A 15,880-nucleotide genomic window follows, 5' to 3' on the forward strand; every position below is an offset into this window, starting at 1 on the left:
CACGCTATTTATAGCCCGAGGCGCCTTTATTTACGCTTTTTGAGTCTTTTTAATGTTTCTTAAAAAGAATTTATTTTTATATTTCTTGCATTGTTTAAATTTTTAGGAAAAGATGAAAGAAGCAGCTCACATGGAACTTTAAAATGAAAAAATGGCAAAATATCAGAAAAGTTGTTTTGGCTTATTCAGGGGGATTGGATACGTCAATTATTCTCAAATGGTTGCAAAGTAGATTAGGCGTTGAAGTTGTAACTTTTACAGCAGATTTAGGGCAGGGGGAAGAGCTAGAGTTTGCTCGTCATAAAGCTGAAACGTTAGGTGTTAAAGAAATCTACATTGAAGATTTGCGTGAAGAATTTGTGCGTGATTTTGTCTTTCCGATGTTTCGAGCCAATACGGTTTATGAGGGGAGTTATCTTTTAGGAACATCAATTGCACGTCCACTTATTTCAAAACGTTTAATTGAAATTGCTGAGGAAACAGGAGCAGATGCAATTGCTCATGGGGCGACAGGAAAAGGCAATGATCAGGTACGCTTTGAGCTTTCTGCTTATGCACTTAATCCTGATATCAAAATTATTGCCCCATGGCGTGATTGGGATTTTAAGAGTCGAACAGATTTGCTTAACTTTGCACATACCCATCAAATTCCGGTAGAGCGGGATAAACAAGGTGAAGCACCTTTTTCGGTTGATGCAAATTTGTTACATTCATCATCAGAAGGAAAAATTTTGGAAGATCCAGCGACACCTGCTCCCGAATATGTGCACATGCGGACTCTTTCGCCGGAAGCTGCTCCAGATCAAGCAACTATCATCACTATTGGTTTTAAAAAAGGTGATGCGGTTTCGATCAACGGAAAAAGTCTCTCTCCTGCGAGTTTACTTTCTGAATTGAATGGTTATGGACGCGATAATGGTATCGGCCGGTTAGATTTGGTAGAAAATCGTTTTGTTGGTATGAAATCGCGTGGCATTTATGAAACCCCAGGAGGAACCATTCTTTTGACAGCTCATCGAGCAATGGAATCTTTGACATTGGATCGTGGTGCAGCGCATTTGAAAGATGAGTTAATGCCCCGTTATGCAGAACTTATTTATTATGGCTTTTGGTTTTCACCTGAACGTAAAATGTTGCAAGCTGCTATTGATTTATCTCAAGAAAATGTTGAAGGCGAAGTGACACTCAAACTTTATAAGGGTAATGTGATTGTTGAAGGACGCCAGAGCCAAAAATCACTTTACTCTAGTCAATTGGTTACCTTTGAGGATGATGAAGGAGCTTATGACCAAAAAGATGCTGCCGGCTTTATTAAATTAAATGCTCTGCGTTTGCGTACATTAGCCATGCGACATAAAGGTGATAAAGAAAAGAAATAAAGATTTTTTTGAAAGTATCATGTGGGGCAGTACTTTTGTATAAAACGATTTATTAAAGTATTTTTATCTATTAATGTTTTGCAGTTCTTTCGTTCGCTATTAGAGATTTCATTTTTATGATTTATCACATTGTTTTATAATGATAATTTATCTTTTTTCTATTGAGTTAGAGTCTTGAAGATTCTAAAATTTTCTCATTTCAAATGTCTCGCATATCGAATCAATCAAAATCATTTTTTGCACATTACAAGCTGATGAGCCATGTGGGAAAAATTGTACAAGAAAGGCATATCTTTAATGAATCATCTCAAGCGCTAAGAATTGTATCAACATTAGGGAGAAAAATTTGTGATGATATTGGTTTGCTCATCAATATAATAAGCGTGCCTTATGATTAAGGGCAAAGCAGGCTTTGATAATCAAAACAAGATACTTTTGCTTTATAATATTGAATGTTTTTTATTTTTATCAAAATAAAATATGTTTACAGCACGGTTTGTTTTTATATTGTGAGTATAAAGAAATTTCCAAATTTTTGCTTGCTATTATTGACGAATAAATTCAAGAACCATACACCCTAATTTGAAAAGAATATAATTTTTAGGATAAAGATAATGATGCGTGATCAGTGTGATGCCCTTAGCCTTACGCCAGAATTAAAAGATGCAGCTGCTCAATCAAGAGCTTGGCCCTTTGAAGAAGCACGTAAGATTATCAAACGCTATGAAAAAACAGGTTATCCAGAGAGTGTAATATTTGAAACGGGCTATGGGCCTTCTGGTTTGCCGCATATTGGCACTTTTGGGGAGGTAGCACGTACTACTATGGTGCGTCATGCTTTTCATATTCTCACAGAGAATAAAGTGAAAACAAAATTACTTTGTTTTTCTGATGATATGGATGGTTTGCGTAAGGTTCCAGATAATGTACCTGATCGTGAGAAGATGGAAAGCTATCTTGGTCAACCGTTGAGTCGTGTCCCTGATCCTTTTGGAGATGACTATCCTTCTTTTGGAGCGGCAAATAATGCACGTTTACGGGCTTTTCTTGATCGTTTTGGTTTTGATTATGAATTTGCAAGTGCTACGGATTATTACAGTTCCGGTCGTTTTGATGAAACACTTTTAAAAATCCTTGCTTGTTATGACAAGGTGATGGCAATTGTTTTACCAACCTTGGGTGAAGAACGACAGGCGACTTATTCTCTCTTTTTACCGATTTCTCCCTTTTCTGGAAAAGTATTACAAGTACCGATGATTGCGCGTAATGTTGAAAAAGGAACGGTTACTTATATCGAACCTGAAACAGGAGAAACTATAGAAACGGAGGTTACAGGGGGAAAGATCAAGTGTCAGTGGAAGGTGGATTGGGCAATGCGTTGGACAGCGCTTGGCATTGATTATGAAATGGCAGGAAAAGATCTTATCGATTCCACAAATCTTTCTTCTAAAATTTGTAAAGTATTGGGTGGGAAGCCTCCAGAAGGATTTAACTATGAGCTCTTTTTGGATGAGAAGGGTCAGAAAATTTCTAAATCCAAGGGAAATGGTTTAACCATTGATGAATGGCTTACTTACGCTCCAACGGAGAGCTTAGGGCTTTATATGTTTTCAAAGCCCAAAACAGCCAAAAGGCTTTATTTTGATGTGATTCCAAAAGTTGTGGATGAGTATTATGCGCATCTTTCTGCCTATGGTCGTCAAAGTTGGCAAGAACGGCTTAATAATCCAGTATGGCATATCCATAACGGTTGTCCTCCACAGGTTGATTTACCGGTACCCTTTGCCCTTCTGTTGAATTTAGTAAGTGCTTCAAATGCAGAAAATAAAGAGGTTCTCTGGGGGTTTATTTCTCGCTATGCTCAAGGAGCCAATGCGCAAACTTATCCAGAACTTGATCAATTAGTGCAATTTGCTCTGAAATATTTTGATGTTTTTGTTAAACCTAACAAAAAATTTCGAATGGCAGATGATAATGAACGGACAACATTAGCACAAATTGATGCAAAATTAGCCAGTTTACCTGAAACTGCTGATAGCAATATGATTCAAAATGCACTTCTTGATGTTGCACGTTTAATAGAACGCTATCAAGATCATAATAAAAAAAGCCCTGAAGGGGGTCCTGGTGTTTCAAATGTCTTTTTTCAAATGATCTATGAAGTCCTTTTAGGGCAAGAAAGAGGACCACGATTGGGATCATTTATTGCTTTGTATGGGATTAATGAAATGCGTGCATTGATTGCTGAAGCGCTTGCGCGACCTGTGGGGAAATAATGGAAAAGCGCGTGCAAGAAGTAAAACGGCGTCGCACATTTGCAATTATCGCCCATCCAGATGCGGGAAAAACAACACTAACAGAAAAGCTGTTATTATTTGGTGGAGCTATTCAGCTTGCTGGTGAGGTAAAAGCAAAAAAAGACCGTATTCAAACCCGTTCTGATTGGATGCATATTGAACGTGATCGGGGTATTTCAGTTGTAACATCGGTGATGACATTTGAATATGCAGACCATATTTTTAATCTGTTAGACACGCCAGGCCACGAGGATTTTGCTGACGATACTTATCGTACTCTTACAGCCGTTGATAGTGCTATTATGGTGCTGGATGGTGCACGCGGAATTGAGCCTAGAACACTGAAATTATTTGAAGTGTGTCGCATGCGGGATATTCCTATAGTGACTTTTATCAACAAGATGGACCGTGAGGCACGTGATCCTATAGAGCTGTTAGATGAGATTGAAGAAAAGCTTGCCCTCGATACTGCACCAATAACTTGGCCGATTGGTACGGGAAAAGATTTTGTAGGAACATTTGATCTTCATCATAATAGGTTTCGTCAAAAAGATGATGAAGTAACACAACAGACAGTTTCTAAGCTTGATGAGGTTGCAAATCTGCTTCCTGAGTATCAGCGTTCACATTTTATCGAAGGTGTAGAACTTGCACGAAGTGCTTGCAAAAATTTTGATCTTCAATCTTTCCGTGAAGGGCATATGACACCGGTTTATTTTGGTTCGGCTTTACGAAACTTTGGTGTTCGTGATTTGATTAATGCGCTTGTTGATTTTGGTCAAAGTCCTCGTGATCAGGATGCAGATCAACGCAATATTGTTGCAACGGAAGCTAAAATGACAGGGTTTGTTTTTAAAATTCAAGCGAATATGGACCCTAATCACCGTGATCGTATTGCATTTTTTCGGGTCTGTTCTGGAACACTTGAACGTGGCATGAAGACAAAGTTAGTCCGAACAGGAAAACCAATGACACTTTCAGCACCACAATTTTTCTTTGCGCGTTCACGGCAAATTGCTGATCAAGCCTATGCTGGTGATATTGTAGGAATTCCTAATCATGGCACATTGCGTATAGGTGATACCTTGACGGAAGGAGAAGATATCCTCTTTAAGGGAGTGCCCAATTTTGCACCGGAAATTTTGCGTCGTGTTAGTTTGGGCGATCCAATGAAAGCAAAAAAGCTTAAAGAGGCTTTGCAACAAATGGCTGAAGAAGGGGTTGTGCAATTATTTATTCCGGATGATGGGTCACCCTCGTTGATTGGTGTGATTGGTGCTTTACAGATTGATGTTCTCAAGGAACGGCTTAAAATAGAATATGGTTTACCCGTCAATTTTGAACCAGCACGTTTTAATATATGCCGTTGGATTTCGGCAGAAAATAAAGATGAGTTGCAAAAGTTTCTGACCAATCACCGCTCTGCCATTGCTCATGATCTAGAGGGTGCTCCAGTTTTCTTAGCAGAGAACCATTTTTCATTAAATTATGAAGCAGAACGAGCACCAAAAATAAAATTTTCTGCTGTTAAGGATTATCAAATACGCGCTTAATGAAAAGAAGAATCTATTATATAACAATTTGGTTGGTGATAATTTGTCACGTTGAGTTGGAGTATTTTTTCTGAAAGCGATAGAGTATGTAAAGAACATTTTCAGATTGTCTTATATAAGAAGAGCAATAAATTTATTTTACAATATAATTATACATTTATACCTTTTAAAAATTTAATATTTTTTTATAGTAGTTATGTGATTTAGAAAACAAGCTGTCGGTAATTCTTCGTTGAAATATATCAAAAAACTTTGATATGTTTTTTCACGAGAGCTTAAGACATGAAATGTCTTTCAATCTTTTTTTAATTTAAGCTAAAAATCTCCTGTATAAATATAGTTTTTCCTTGTATGAGAATTGTATACAGTCAAAATAATACAAATAATCAATAAGATGGAATTTGTTATCCCAAATATGATATTATATGACCTATAAACCACATGTTTTTTCTATTTCTTCTGGAACAGCTTTTTTGCCTCACTTTGTTGATGCATTGCTCTCTGGTACCCTTATTGATAATTTTGCTCTCAATGGAGATATTCAAACAGCTCTTGCCGATAGCCTTATTTATGTTCCGACACGTCGTGCGGCTCGCGCTTTGCGCTTAGCCTTTGTTGAAAGAAGCGATACACAATCAACTTTCTTGCCAACCATTCGTGCTCTAGGAGATGTCGATGAAGACAGTTTTCTTTTTGTTGAAAATCATACCAGCGCTCTCGATCCACCCATTGGAGAAAGTGAACGCCTGTTATTTTTAGCGCGTCTTATTCGTCCATGGCGTGAAAATTTGCCTGCACATCTGCGTGCCATGTTTGGTACGGAAGATGTGCTTATTCCGGCTCATAGTGCCGATGCACTTTGGCTTGCTCAAGATTTAGCACATTTGATGGATGAAATTGAAACAGAAGGAGCAGACTGGTCAAAACTTAAAGATATTGCTCCTGATATGGTCGCTGAATGGTGGCAAATAACGCTCGATTTTTTAACGATTGTGACACAAAATTGGCCACAAATCTTAAAAGAAAGAAAACGAAGTAATCCCGCTGAATGGCGTAATCAAGCACTTACAATGCATGCAGAGATTTTACGACGCGCACAATCTGATAAGCCTATCATTGCGGCTGGTGTATCAGGTTCTATCCCTGCAGTTTCTCATCTTTTAAAAGTTATAGCCTCTCTACCCAAAGGGGCAGTTGTTCTTCCGGGTCTTGATTTTCATATGGATGAAGAACAATGGAATGCACTTGGCACAAGCAATAAAGAAAAAACAGCGTGTGTTTCTTTTGATCATGCAGAAAATGTTTTTAGCCATCCTCAATATCATTTAAAAAAACTTCTAACTCTCATGGAGTGTCAACGTAGCCATGTTTGTGAAATTGGCCAACAGAGCACAACAAAGAAAAGGCGAATGGCGCTTTTATCAGAAGCACTCCGGCCAGCTTCTACGACGGACAAATGGATACAAATTGTCCGTGATGATTATGAAGAACTTTGTGCAGATTGGTCATTTATTGAAGCGATAAATGAACGTGAGGAAGCTTTGGCTATCGCTGTCGCTTTACGAAAAGCTATTGAAAACCCCAAAAAAACCGCAGCCCTTATTACAAATGACCGTAATTTAGCCCGCCGTGTTGCTGCGGAGTTACAGCGGTTTGGCATTGAAGCAAATGATTCAGGGGGAATACCACTTGCACAAACATTGCCTGTAATGCTTTTGCGACTGATCTTAGAAAATATTTTGCAACCCGATGACCCCATTGTTTTTCTTTCTCTTCTTAAACATCCACTGACAACACTCCAACAAAACCGTCATCGCTTACGCGAAATGGCAGAAAATTTTGAACTTTTTGTACTTCGAGGAAATACAGGGCGCATCAATCTTTTTGAATGTGATCAATTCCTTGAAAAATGGATTGAAACATATTCCCATGATCATTTTGAAATGAACGCCCTTGAGCAGCAGAAGTTTGAAGAAGCACGTTTTCTGTGTCATCTTTTAAAGAAAGCTGTTGAACCTTTAACCTCTCTCATGAGACAAGAGAAAGAATGCACCGTCAATGAAGCTGTCATAGCAACTGTCGAAGTTTTTGAGAATTTTGGTCGCAATGAGGATAATTCTCTTGCTCATCTTTATCAACACGAAGAAGGACAAGCCCTATCAAATTTTTTGCGTGAATTGGTCAGTGATCAATCAGGATTAACATTTCATCTGAGCGAATGGCCTGCTATGTTTTCTGCATTGATTGCAACGCGTTCTGTCACACCTTCACCTGGAGGACATCCACGTTTATTCATCTGGGGTACTTTGGAATCACGTTTGCAAACGGTTGATACAGTGGTCATCGGTGGTCTTAATGAAGGTTCATGGCCGATATCAACCCGAAATGATGCTTTTTTATCGCGACCGATGAAAATGATGTTAACTCTGGAACCACCAGAGCAGCGTATTGGCCTTTCTGCGCATGATTTTCAATGGGCTATGGGAATGGATAAAGTGGTTATGAGTCGCGCGTTGCGGGTTAATCATACTCCTTCTATTCCCTCACGTTGGCTACAACGTATAGAAACAGTTGTAGGAAAAAAGGTTTGGAAACAAATTCGTGCACGAGGTGAAATACTCCTCTATTGGACCAAGATGCTTGATCATACAAGTGTAAATTCTGAAGTGAAACGTCCTTGCCCTGTACCACCTCTTGATATGCGTCCGCGTCATTTTTCAGTCACTGAAATAGAAACATTGCGGTATGATCCTTATGCTATTTATGCCAAAAAAATCTTACGGCTCAAACCCCTTAAAGCATTGATTCATGACCCGAGCGCTATTGAGCGTGGAATACTTTATCACGCTATTCTTGCTGCTTTTTGCACACAAATAAAAAATCCAAATGCTGAAAATGCACTCAATGTTCTGCTTTCTATTGGACGTAAAGAATTTGATAAATTCAATTTTCCACCTGATATTGAAACAGTCTGGTGGAATAATTTTGAAAATCTTGCTCCATTTCTAATTCAATGGGAACAAAGTTTAGGACAACGAAAGCGGTATGCTGAAGTGGTCTCACAAAAAATACCTATAGGGACAACAGGAGTAACTCTTTCAGGACGGGCTGATCGCCTTGATGTCTTGCCAGACAAAACGGTTGAAATTCTAGATTTTAAAACTGGAACTCCTCCTTCATCAAAACAAGTTCGTGAATTATTATTTCCACAATTGGCTTTAGAGGCAGCTTTGCTGATGGAAGGAGCATTTCCAGATTTTCAAGATCTTACCCCCTCAAATTTATTTTACGTTCCCCTGAACGGAAAAGGTGAAATTAAATCTCAATCTATTCTTTTAAAGGAAAAAGAAGAAAAAACTTATCTCAGTGCAGTTAATCTTGGTGAAATTGCATGGAGAAATCTTATTGCCCTTATAACGTATTATCAAAATCCTCAACAAGGCTATCTCTCACATGCTGTTCCCATTGAAAAACGATATGAAGGTGACTACGACCATTTAGCACGGTTGTGGGAATGGTCAATTGGTTTTTATAAAGAAGAGTAATCATGAGTTTTTTTTCTATTCCTGAAGCCGCTCTTGATGCACAAGCAACGGCAACACATCCCCAAAAAAACGTGTGGGTTTCTGCAAATGCTGGATCTGGAAAAACCCACGTTTTAAGTGAACGTGTTATTCGGTTGCTTTTAAACGGCACGCCTCCAGCACGTATTTTATGCCTTACTTATACAAGAGCTGCTGCGGCTGTTATGCAATCACGAATTTTTCGCACGTTGTCCAGTTGGAATGAACTGGATGATGCAAAGTTGCAAGAAACCTTAACACGCTTTGAAAATAGACCCGTCAATACGCAAAAATTAATTTATGCACGACAACTCTTCGCGCGCGCTCTTGAAACACCTGGTGGCTTAAAAATTCAAACGATTCATGCTTTTTGTGAATCTCTTTTGCATCAATTTATGTTAGAAGCCAATATCGCAGGGCATTTTGAGCTCCCTGATGATATCAGTCGCAAAAAATTACAACAAGAATCCCGTCGCCAACTTTTAGCGCGTCGTGATGTACAACCTGCTTTGCAACAGTTACTTCAAGTTATTAGCGAACATACTTTTAATCAATTGCTCTATGAAGCCGTTGAAAAGCAACATAAACTCTCTAGTTTTTTATCGTCTCTTCTGTCTGAAAATGGAGAAGAAAAATTACGCGCGCTTTTTAACTTAGCGCCCAGTGAAACAAACCAATGCCTATTAGAACAAATTCAACAAACCGCACGTCTTCCTCTTTATGCTCTTAAGCATTGTGAAACCAATGGTAGTCAACGTCTGAAAGAGATGGTGGAAAAGTTTTCCCAATTGGGAGAGATGCATGATGAGACCAATATTCTCAAGATTGTCTCTGATATTTATTTTAAAACAAAAGGTGAGCCGCGTAATTTTTCACATTTATTTCGTAAAAAATCAGATGAAATTTGGCCTTTTATTCAACAAATGCTTGAAGATAAACAAAACAAGCTTTCTGTTCTTTTAGAAAAATATCAATGCGCAAAAGTTGCCACCCTCAATATGGCTGCTTTTCAGCTGTGTGCTGTTTATCTCGAAATCTATACCAATCTAAAAAAGGCCAATGGTTTGTTAGACTTTGACGACCTTATTGAGCGTACGCTTCATTTGTTACAGCGCAAAGGTGCAAGCCAATGGGTGCACTATAAACTTGATCAGGGGCTTGATCATATTCTACTTGATGAAGCACAAGACACCAACCCTGAGCAATGGCAAATTATTCAACTGTTGGCGCAAGAATTTTTCTCAGGGTATAGCCAACGAACAAATATACGGACTCTTTTTGCTGTTGGAGATGAAAAGCAATCTATTTATTCTTTTCAAGGTGCTGCTCCAGAAAATTTTGCTGTAAATGGGCGAATCATTCAAAAAAAAGTACAGCAAACAAATCAGCAATTTGAAAAAATACAACTGCATTATTCTTTTCGCTCGACAGCAGATGTTCTTAAAAGCGTTGATCTTGTTTTTGAAACACCAGAAAACTATAAAGGACTTTCGGCAGAAAATACAAAGACGGTGCATGAAGCTATTCGTGTTCATAGTCCCGGTGAGGTTGTTATATGGGATGCTATTTCCAAAGAAACAAGCGAATTTCCGCATGATTGGTATTTAAGCGTTGATCATTTAGATACCCCTGAAGTTCGTTTAGCAGAAAAAATTGCTGAAACGATTGCTGGCTGGTTGCAAAAAGGTGAAATGCTTCCAGCAAAGGGACGTTTAATACGGGCAAGTGATATTATGATCTTGGTCCGTAAACGTGATAAATTTGTCTCAGCTCTTTCCCGGGCTCTTAAACAGCTTAATATTCCAGTAGCAGGGGCTGATCGTTTACAACTTACCAAACATATTAGTATCCGCGATTTAATGGCGCTTGCACGTTTTGTTTTGCAGCCACAAGATGATCTTTCTCTTGCTTGCGTATTAAAAAGTCCCCTTTTTGCTTTTTGTGAAGAGGAACTCTATCAGCTTGCCGCACACCGCACCGGTTCTCTTTGGCAAAGCTTATCTACGCACGCATCATTGAAAGCGTCTTTTAAAGATGCTTTTGAAAAGCTGAATCATTATCGCTCTTTAGTGGATAAAATACCGGTTTTCGAGTTTTATAGCCATATTTTGAATAATGATAAGGGAAGACAAAAAATTCTATCTCGTTTAGGCTCTGAAGCCAATGATGTACTCGATGCTTTTATGGATTATACGCTTAACATTCAAAAAACAGGATTACCAGGATTACAAGCTTTTTTAGAAACATTAAGTGCAAGCGAACCAGAAATTAAACGTGAATTTGAACAAAACAATGAAGAAATTCGCATCATGACTGTTCATGCCGCAAAAGGACTAGAAGCTGCTGTTGTATTTTTGGTTGATCCTGGTAGTGCGATTTGGCACCCTCAGCATGCGCCTCATTTACTTAAAGTGTCTTTAGACAATGCACAAGAGAACGGACAACAAGCTTTTGTTTGGCGCCCCAATGAAAAGTTTGATACCAAACTCTCTAAAAAAGCAATTTCACATTTAAAAGAGCGTGCAGAAGAAGAGTATAGGCGCCTTCTTTATGTAGGAATGACACGCGCTGAAGATCGTTTATTTATTTGTGGATATAAAGGTAAAAAAACGCCCTCTGATACATGGCTACAACTGGTAAAAAACGCCCTTGAACCCCATGCGGTTGCTATAAAAGGCCCTACAGAAGATATTTCTGCTTGGCGTTATTGCATTACATCTTCTTCTGCGGCTCCTATAAACCAAGAAGTCGCTTTTGCTGAGAGTCAAGACTTACCACCTTTGCCTACTTTTTTCTCTCATAAAGTATCAGCAGAACCAGTGCTCCCAAAACCATTAAAACCCTCTCTCGCAAGCCTTTCCATTGAAGCTGATAGAGATCTTTCTTCAAACCCAAAACAACTTTTCACTTCACCTGTTTTAGGAGAAATAAACACCAACAGAGCTTTTTCCATTGAATATGGTCATCTCATTCACCGATTATTACAATATCTACCTGACTGCCCCCCACAAAAACGTCAAGATTATGCTCGAGACTATCTCAATATCAAAGCCTCTCATTGGGAGGAAAGCCAAAGAGAAGATGCTCTTCGCCATGTTTGGAAAATGTTAGATCATGTTTATCTCAAACCCCTCTTCTCTGAGCATTCACGTGCTGAGGTTCCTTTAATGGGTATTGTAAAAATTCGAGGAAAAGAACAAGTAGTTTCTGGTCAAATTGACCGTCTCTACATCACGCAAGACAGCATTATCTTTGCTGATTTTAAAACGGGATACCCACCAGAAAATGAAGCTGCTATTGCTCCTCATTATTGGTTGCAAATGGCTCTTTATCGAAAATTATTACAAGCTATTCATCCTGATAAAGATGTCCAAGCTCTGCTTGTCTACAGTAAAGAAGCTAAAATTTTTAAACTTCCTCCAGAAAAGCTTGAGGCATTTCTTAATGAAATTGCCTTATAAGTTATTTCTTCTCTTCAAAGTATCTTTACGCTTTTTACTTTCATAAAATTGCTCAAATAAAAACGCTCCACAATTTTTGGTGCAGAAACCCCCTTTAATAATTTATCTTTGCAATAACTTGATATGAATTGTTATCATACCAATCTATAAAAAATGAGTATAAAGGATAAATCAATGACGTGTATAAAAGTTGATAAAGACAATTTTGAAAGTGAGGTTCTAACCTCTTCTATCCCTGTTGTGGTTGATTTTTGGGCAGAATGGTGCGGTCCCTGCAAAATGATTGCTCCAATTTTAGATGAAGTTTCAACGGAAATGCAAAATCAAGTTAAAATTGCTAAAGTAAATATTGATGAAAATCCGGAATTGGCGACCCAATATGGAGTACGCTCTATCCCTACATTATTGATGTTTAAAAACGGAAATGTCTCATCAAATATGGTTGGCGCTACCTCTAAAGGACGTCTTTCTGAGTGGATAAAAGATGGGCTTAGTTAATGCTATAATACATAGGCAACGATAAAGGAGAGAAATTTTATCTCTCCTTTTGAGTTTTTTTCAAACATTTTTTCTAAAATATATTAGTAGTAATTAAATCAAAAAGTTAGATGCATTTATTTTAATACTTTTAAGAATCCACACTGTTATGCACGATTATGTCGATGTTTTTTATGTGGGAATTGCAAAAGATTGTTGCAAACGTTCAATGGAATGTTGTGCCGATCTCAATGTCACATGACGTCCTTGTGCTTTATAGTGTAAGGCGAGTGCAAAAGTGGCACTCTCTAAAAGGTCTGCACTTCTCTCTGGCCATTCAACGAGTAAAATATTTTTCTCACGTTCTTCATGAAGTCCTAATTCGTCAATTTCCTCTACCATAGAAAGGCGATAAAGATCAGCATGAATAATTTCAAACTGTGGAAGTTGATAGCTTTGCACAAGAGTAAAAGTAGGGCTTGGAACCTCCATAGTGTCATTGTTTGCAAGCGTTTGGATGATTGTGCGTGCAATGGTTGATTTTCCAGTTCCAAGATCCCCTTGCAGCGTTACAAGATCCCCCGGCTTTAAAGAAAGGGCTAAATTTTTTGCAAAAATTTTTGTTGCCTCTTCATTTTCAAGAAAAAAATCAAAGTTCATTAAGACTTCCATTAAAAAATCTTATCTCCTTTTGGGAGAGGAAAAAAACATTTAACGGTTGTTCCTTTTCCAAAACCGGTAAGAATTTCAACATGTCCACCATGTAGTTCAACGAAACTTTTCACAAGCGAAAGACCAAGTCCCGCTCCCGCACGCCCGCCATGGTGTGAATGAGAAGAAAAACGTTTAAAAATACGATCAAGAATGTCTTCAGGGATGTCAGAGCCCTCATTGTGAACGCTAAAGACGATGTTATCATTTTGTTCATCGACACAAAATTCAATAGTGCTCGCCTCCGTTGCAAAATTAAGTGCATTACTTAGAACATTCACAAAAATTTGATGTAAGCGTTTTTCGTCAGCAGAAATAGTGTTTAAGGAAGGAGAAATTTGTTGTAAAAGCGTAATATGGCGTCCATTAAGGCGATCTTCTACACGTGCTACTGCTTGTATCATCGCATCGGCAATGTTAACTGGTTTTATGTCTAACTCCATAATGCCTGCATCAAGAGTGGCAAGATCAAGAATATCATTAACAATATTTAGAAGAGTTCCTGATTCTGAATGAATATGCCCAAGATATTCTTGTTGACGTTCATTGATAGAGCCGAAAATTTGATCCCGTAAAATATCGGAAAATCCAATAATATTGGTGAGAGGTGTGCGCAATTCATAGGAAACATGTTGAACAAATTCATTACGTAAACGATCTGCACTTTCTAAGGCTTCATTTCTTTCTTGAAGAGCACGTGCAACATGGACAGTATCTGTAACATTTACAAAAGTAAGCATCGTTTGTCCATCGGGAAGAGGGACCAAAGTATAGTCAATAATCATATCATTTTTAAGATCTATACGACCCGAAAATGTTTCGCGTTTTTCAGCAAAACCAGTAATGAATTTAGTAAATTGATCCCACTCTTGCCCCAAGGTTAAGGCTGAGCAATGGCTTTTTAACTGCGTAATATGGGTTCCTTCTACCATTAAATTATAAGGAAGCGACCACAATTTCGACAGGGAAGGATTCGATAAACGAAGGCGTCCATCAGCACCAAAAACGACCACACCTTCGGAAAGTTTATCAAGTGTTTCACCTTGTATTTTAATAAGTGTATTATAACGGCGCTCAAGATCAATTTTTTCTGTAAGATTTTCATAAAGCCACGTGACACCTCCTTGTGGATGAGGATTCGAGACAACACGTACCGTACGACCATCTGGAAGATTCCAAATTTGTTGGTTCGATTCTGTTTGCCGATAGGCTTTAAAAAGTTCTTCTTTCCACGTGCGCCAATCAGGATGTTCAGCAATGAGCCCTTTTTCACGTAAACGTTCAAGAAATAATGTATGGCTTGGTTCACTTTCTAAAAAGGAACTTTCTAATGGCCATAAAACTTTAAAAGCGTGATTGCAAAATTTTAATTTTTGGTTTGTATCAAAAATAGCTACAGCTGTTGAAATTTGGTCAAGGGTTTCACAATGGCTTTGAAGAACATATCTTAATTCATGAGCAAGATTTTCATAGGCGCTGTCATCACGTGCGAAAGCAGCCATCCCTTCAGCTGTTGTGAGACGTGTGAGGTGAAAACGGTGCCGTTCACCATCAATAACGGTATGAACATGTTCTTGAAAAATTGTTTCTGTTTCATCTGTTGTGCGTTGTGTGTTTTCATTGAAAAGATCGCCCACTTCATCACTATCTTCACGAAAGTCTGTCATTTCTCTAAAGGCGCGATTGATAAAACAAACTTTTCCTTCGCAATCTTTTATCCATACAGGCTCTTGAATGAGATCAAGAAGATTACGCTGCATTCTCAGTTCAGTAAGAAGGCGGGCAATATCTTTCTGTAAACGAGTATTTTCGCTCTGCTGTTTAGAGATATCTTGAAAACGAGCAATAGCGACTGTCCCTGCGATAACCCCTGTAACTTGTAGCAGCACATTATTTGTAGTGGTTATAGAAAGCTCAAAAGGATGACATTTACAACGCAGTTGAGTCAACGCATAATCAAGTTCTCGTAAAGAGTTTTCTTCAACCCAGAGTTCAAAACGTTGAAAATCTTTCTGATCAATGCCTATTCTTTGCAATGTGGAAAGGCCACCAACGACACGAGGCAAAGATGTTGGATTTTTCCAAATAAGAAGGAATTGTTCGGTTTCTTCCAGAAGCCATTCATAATATTTAAGTTTCTCAGAAAAATCTGTCTGAATTATCTTCAAAGGTTTCTGGGCTGTTTTTTTTACGTGCATAATAACAGCCATGCACGTAAAAAACGAAGCACAAGAAATTCCTCCACACAGCGCTAAAAGCAGCCATGGACCATTGGGCAAAGTGAAGGAAAACGGTAAATAACTCTCCAACGACTGAGCAACAGCGCGTGTTGGAGAAAAAAAGAAAAAAAGGCAAAATATATATGTACAGATTCGAATCATTTTCTGAGCTTTTTCTTTGGGGGTATGGTCACCAAAGCTGAGCACGACATTTTTCCCT

8 protein-coding genes are annotated in these 15,880 nt (G+C 38.4%); 6 read left to right on the forward strand and 2 right to left on the reverse strand.

Features of this window, described 5'->3' with window-relative positions:
• Positions 1 to 143 precede the first annotated feature (143 nt).
• The 6 genes from D1092_RS08785 (at position 144) to trxA (ending at position 12,751) form a co-directional block, all read left to right on the forward strand.
• Positions 144 to 1,379, forward strand: a complete 1,236-nt coding sequence (locus tag D1092_RS08785) for an argininosuccinate synthase (protein ID WP_120121544.1) — start codon at positions 144 to 146, stop codon at positions 1,377 to 1,379.
• A 614-nt stretch (positions 1,380 to 1,993) separates the two neighbouring features.
• The gene (locus D1092_RS08790; RefSeq protein WP_120121546.1) at positions 1,994 to 3,655 is read left to right on the forward strand and encodes a lysine--tRNA ligase; all 1,662 of its coding nucleotides are present in this window, start codon (positions 1,994 to 1,996) and stop codon (positions 3,653 to 3,655) included.
• A complete protein-coding gene (locus D1092_RS08795; protein ID WP_120121547.1) occupies positions 3,655 to 5,229 on the forward strand; it encodes a peptide chain release factor 3 in 1,575 nt (524 codons plus the stop codon). Before D1092_RS08790 ends, D1092_RS08795 begins: the two co-directional genes overlap by 1 nt.
• Before the next feature lie 425 nt (positions 5,230 to 5,654).
• Entirely contained in the window at positions 5,655 to 8,774 is a 3,120-nt protein-coding gene (addB, locus tag D1092_RS08800; RefSeq protein WP_120121548.1) for a double-strand break repair protein AddB, read from the forward strand.
• Between the two features lie 2 nt (positions 8,775 to 8,776).
• On the forward strand, positions 8,777 to 12,253 hold the full coding sequence (addA, locus tag D1092_RS08805; RefSeq protein WP_120121549.1) for a double-strand break repair helicase AddA: 3,477 nt from the start codon (positions 8,777 to 8,779) through the stop codon (positions 12,251 to 12,253).
• Positions 12,254 to 12,427: 174 nt separating this feature from the next.
• On the forward strand, positions 12,428 to 12,751 hold the full coding sequence (trxA, locus tag D1092_RS08810; protein ID WP_120121550.1) for a thioredoxin: 324 nt from the start codon (positions 12,428 to 12,430) through the stop codon (positions 12,749 to 12,751).
• A gap of 171 nt (positions 12,752 to 12,922) precedes the next feature.
• On the opposite strand, the gene tsaE is transcribed toward trxA, so the two are convergent.
• Entirely contained in the window at positions 12,923 to 13,390 is a 468-nt protein-coding gene (gene tsaE / locus D1092_RS08815) for a tRNA (adenosine(37)-N6)-threonylcarbamoyltransferase complex ATPase subunit type 1 TsaE (RefSeq protein ID WP_120122725.1), read from the reverse strand.
• 11 nt (positions 13,391 to 13,401) lie between these two features.
• The gene (locus D1092_RS08820) at positions 13,402 to 15,867 is read right to left on the reverse strand and encodes a PAS domain-containing sensor histidine kinase (protein WP_120122726.1); all 2,466 of its coding nucleotides are present in this window, start codon (positions 15,865 to 15,867) and stop codon (positions 13,402 to 13,404) included.
• Positions 15,868 to 15,880: the final 13 nt, after the last annotated feature.

The sequence above is a fragment of the Bartonella krasnovii genome (assembly GCF_003606345.3).
In the GTDB taxonomy this organism is placed as follows: domain Bacteria; phylum Pseudomonadota; class Alphaproteobacteria; order Rhizobiales; family Rhizobiaceae; genus Bartonella; species Bartonella krasnovii.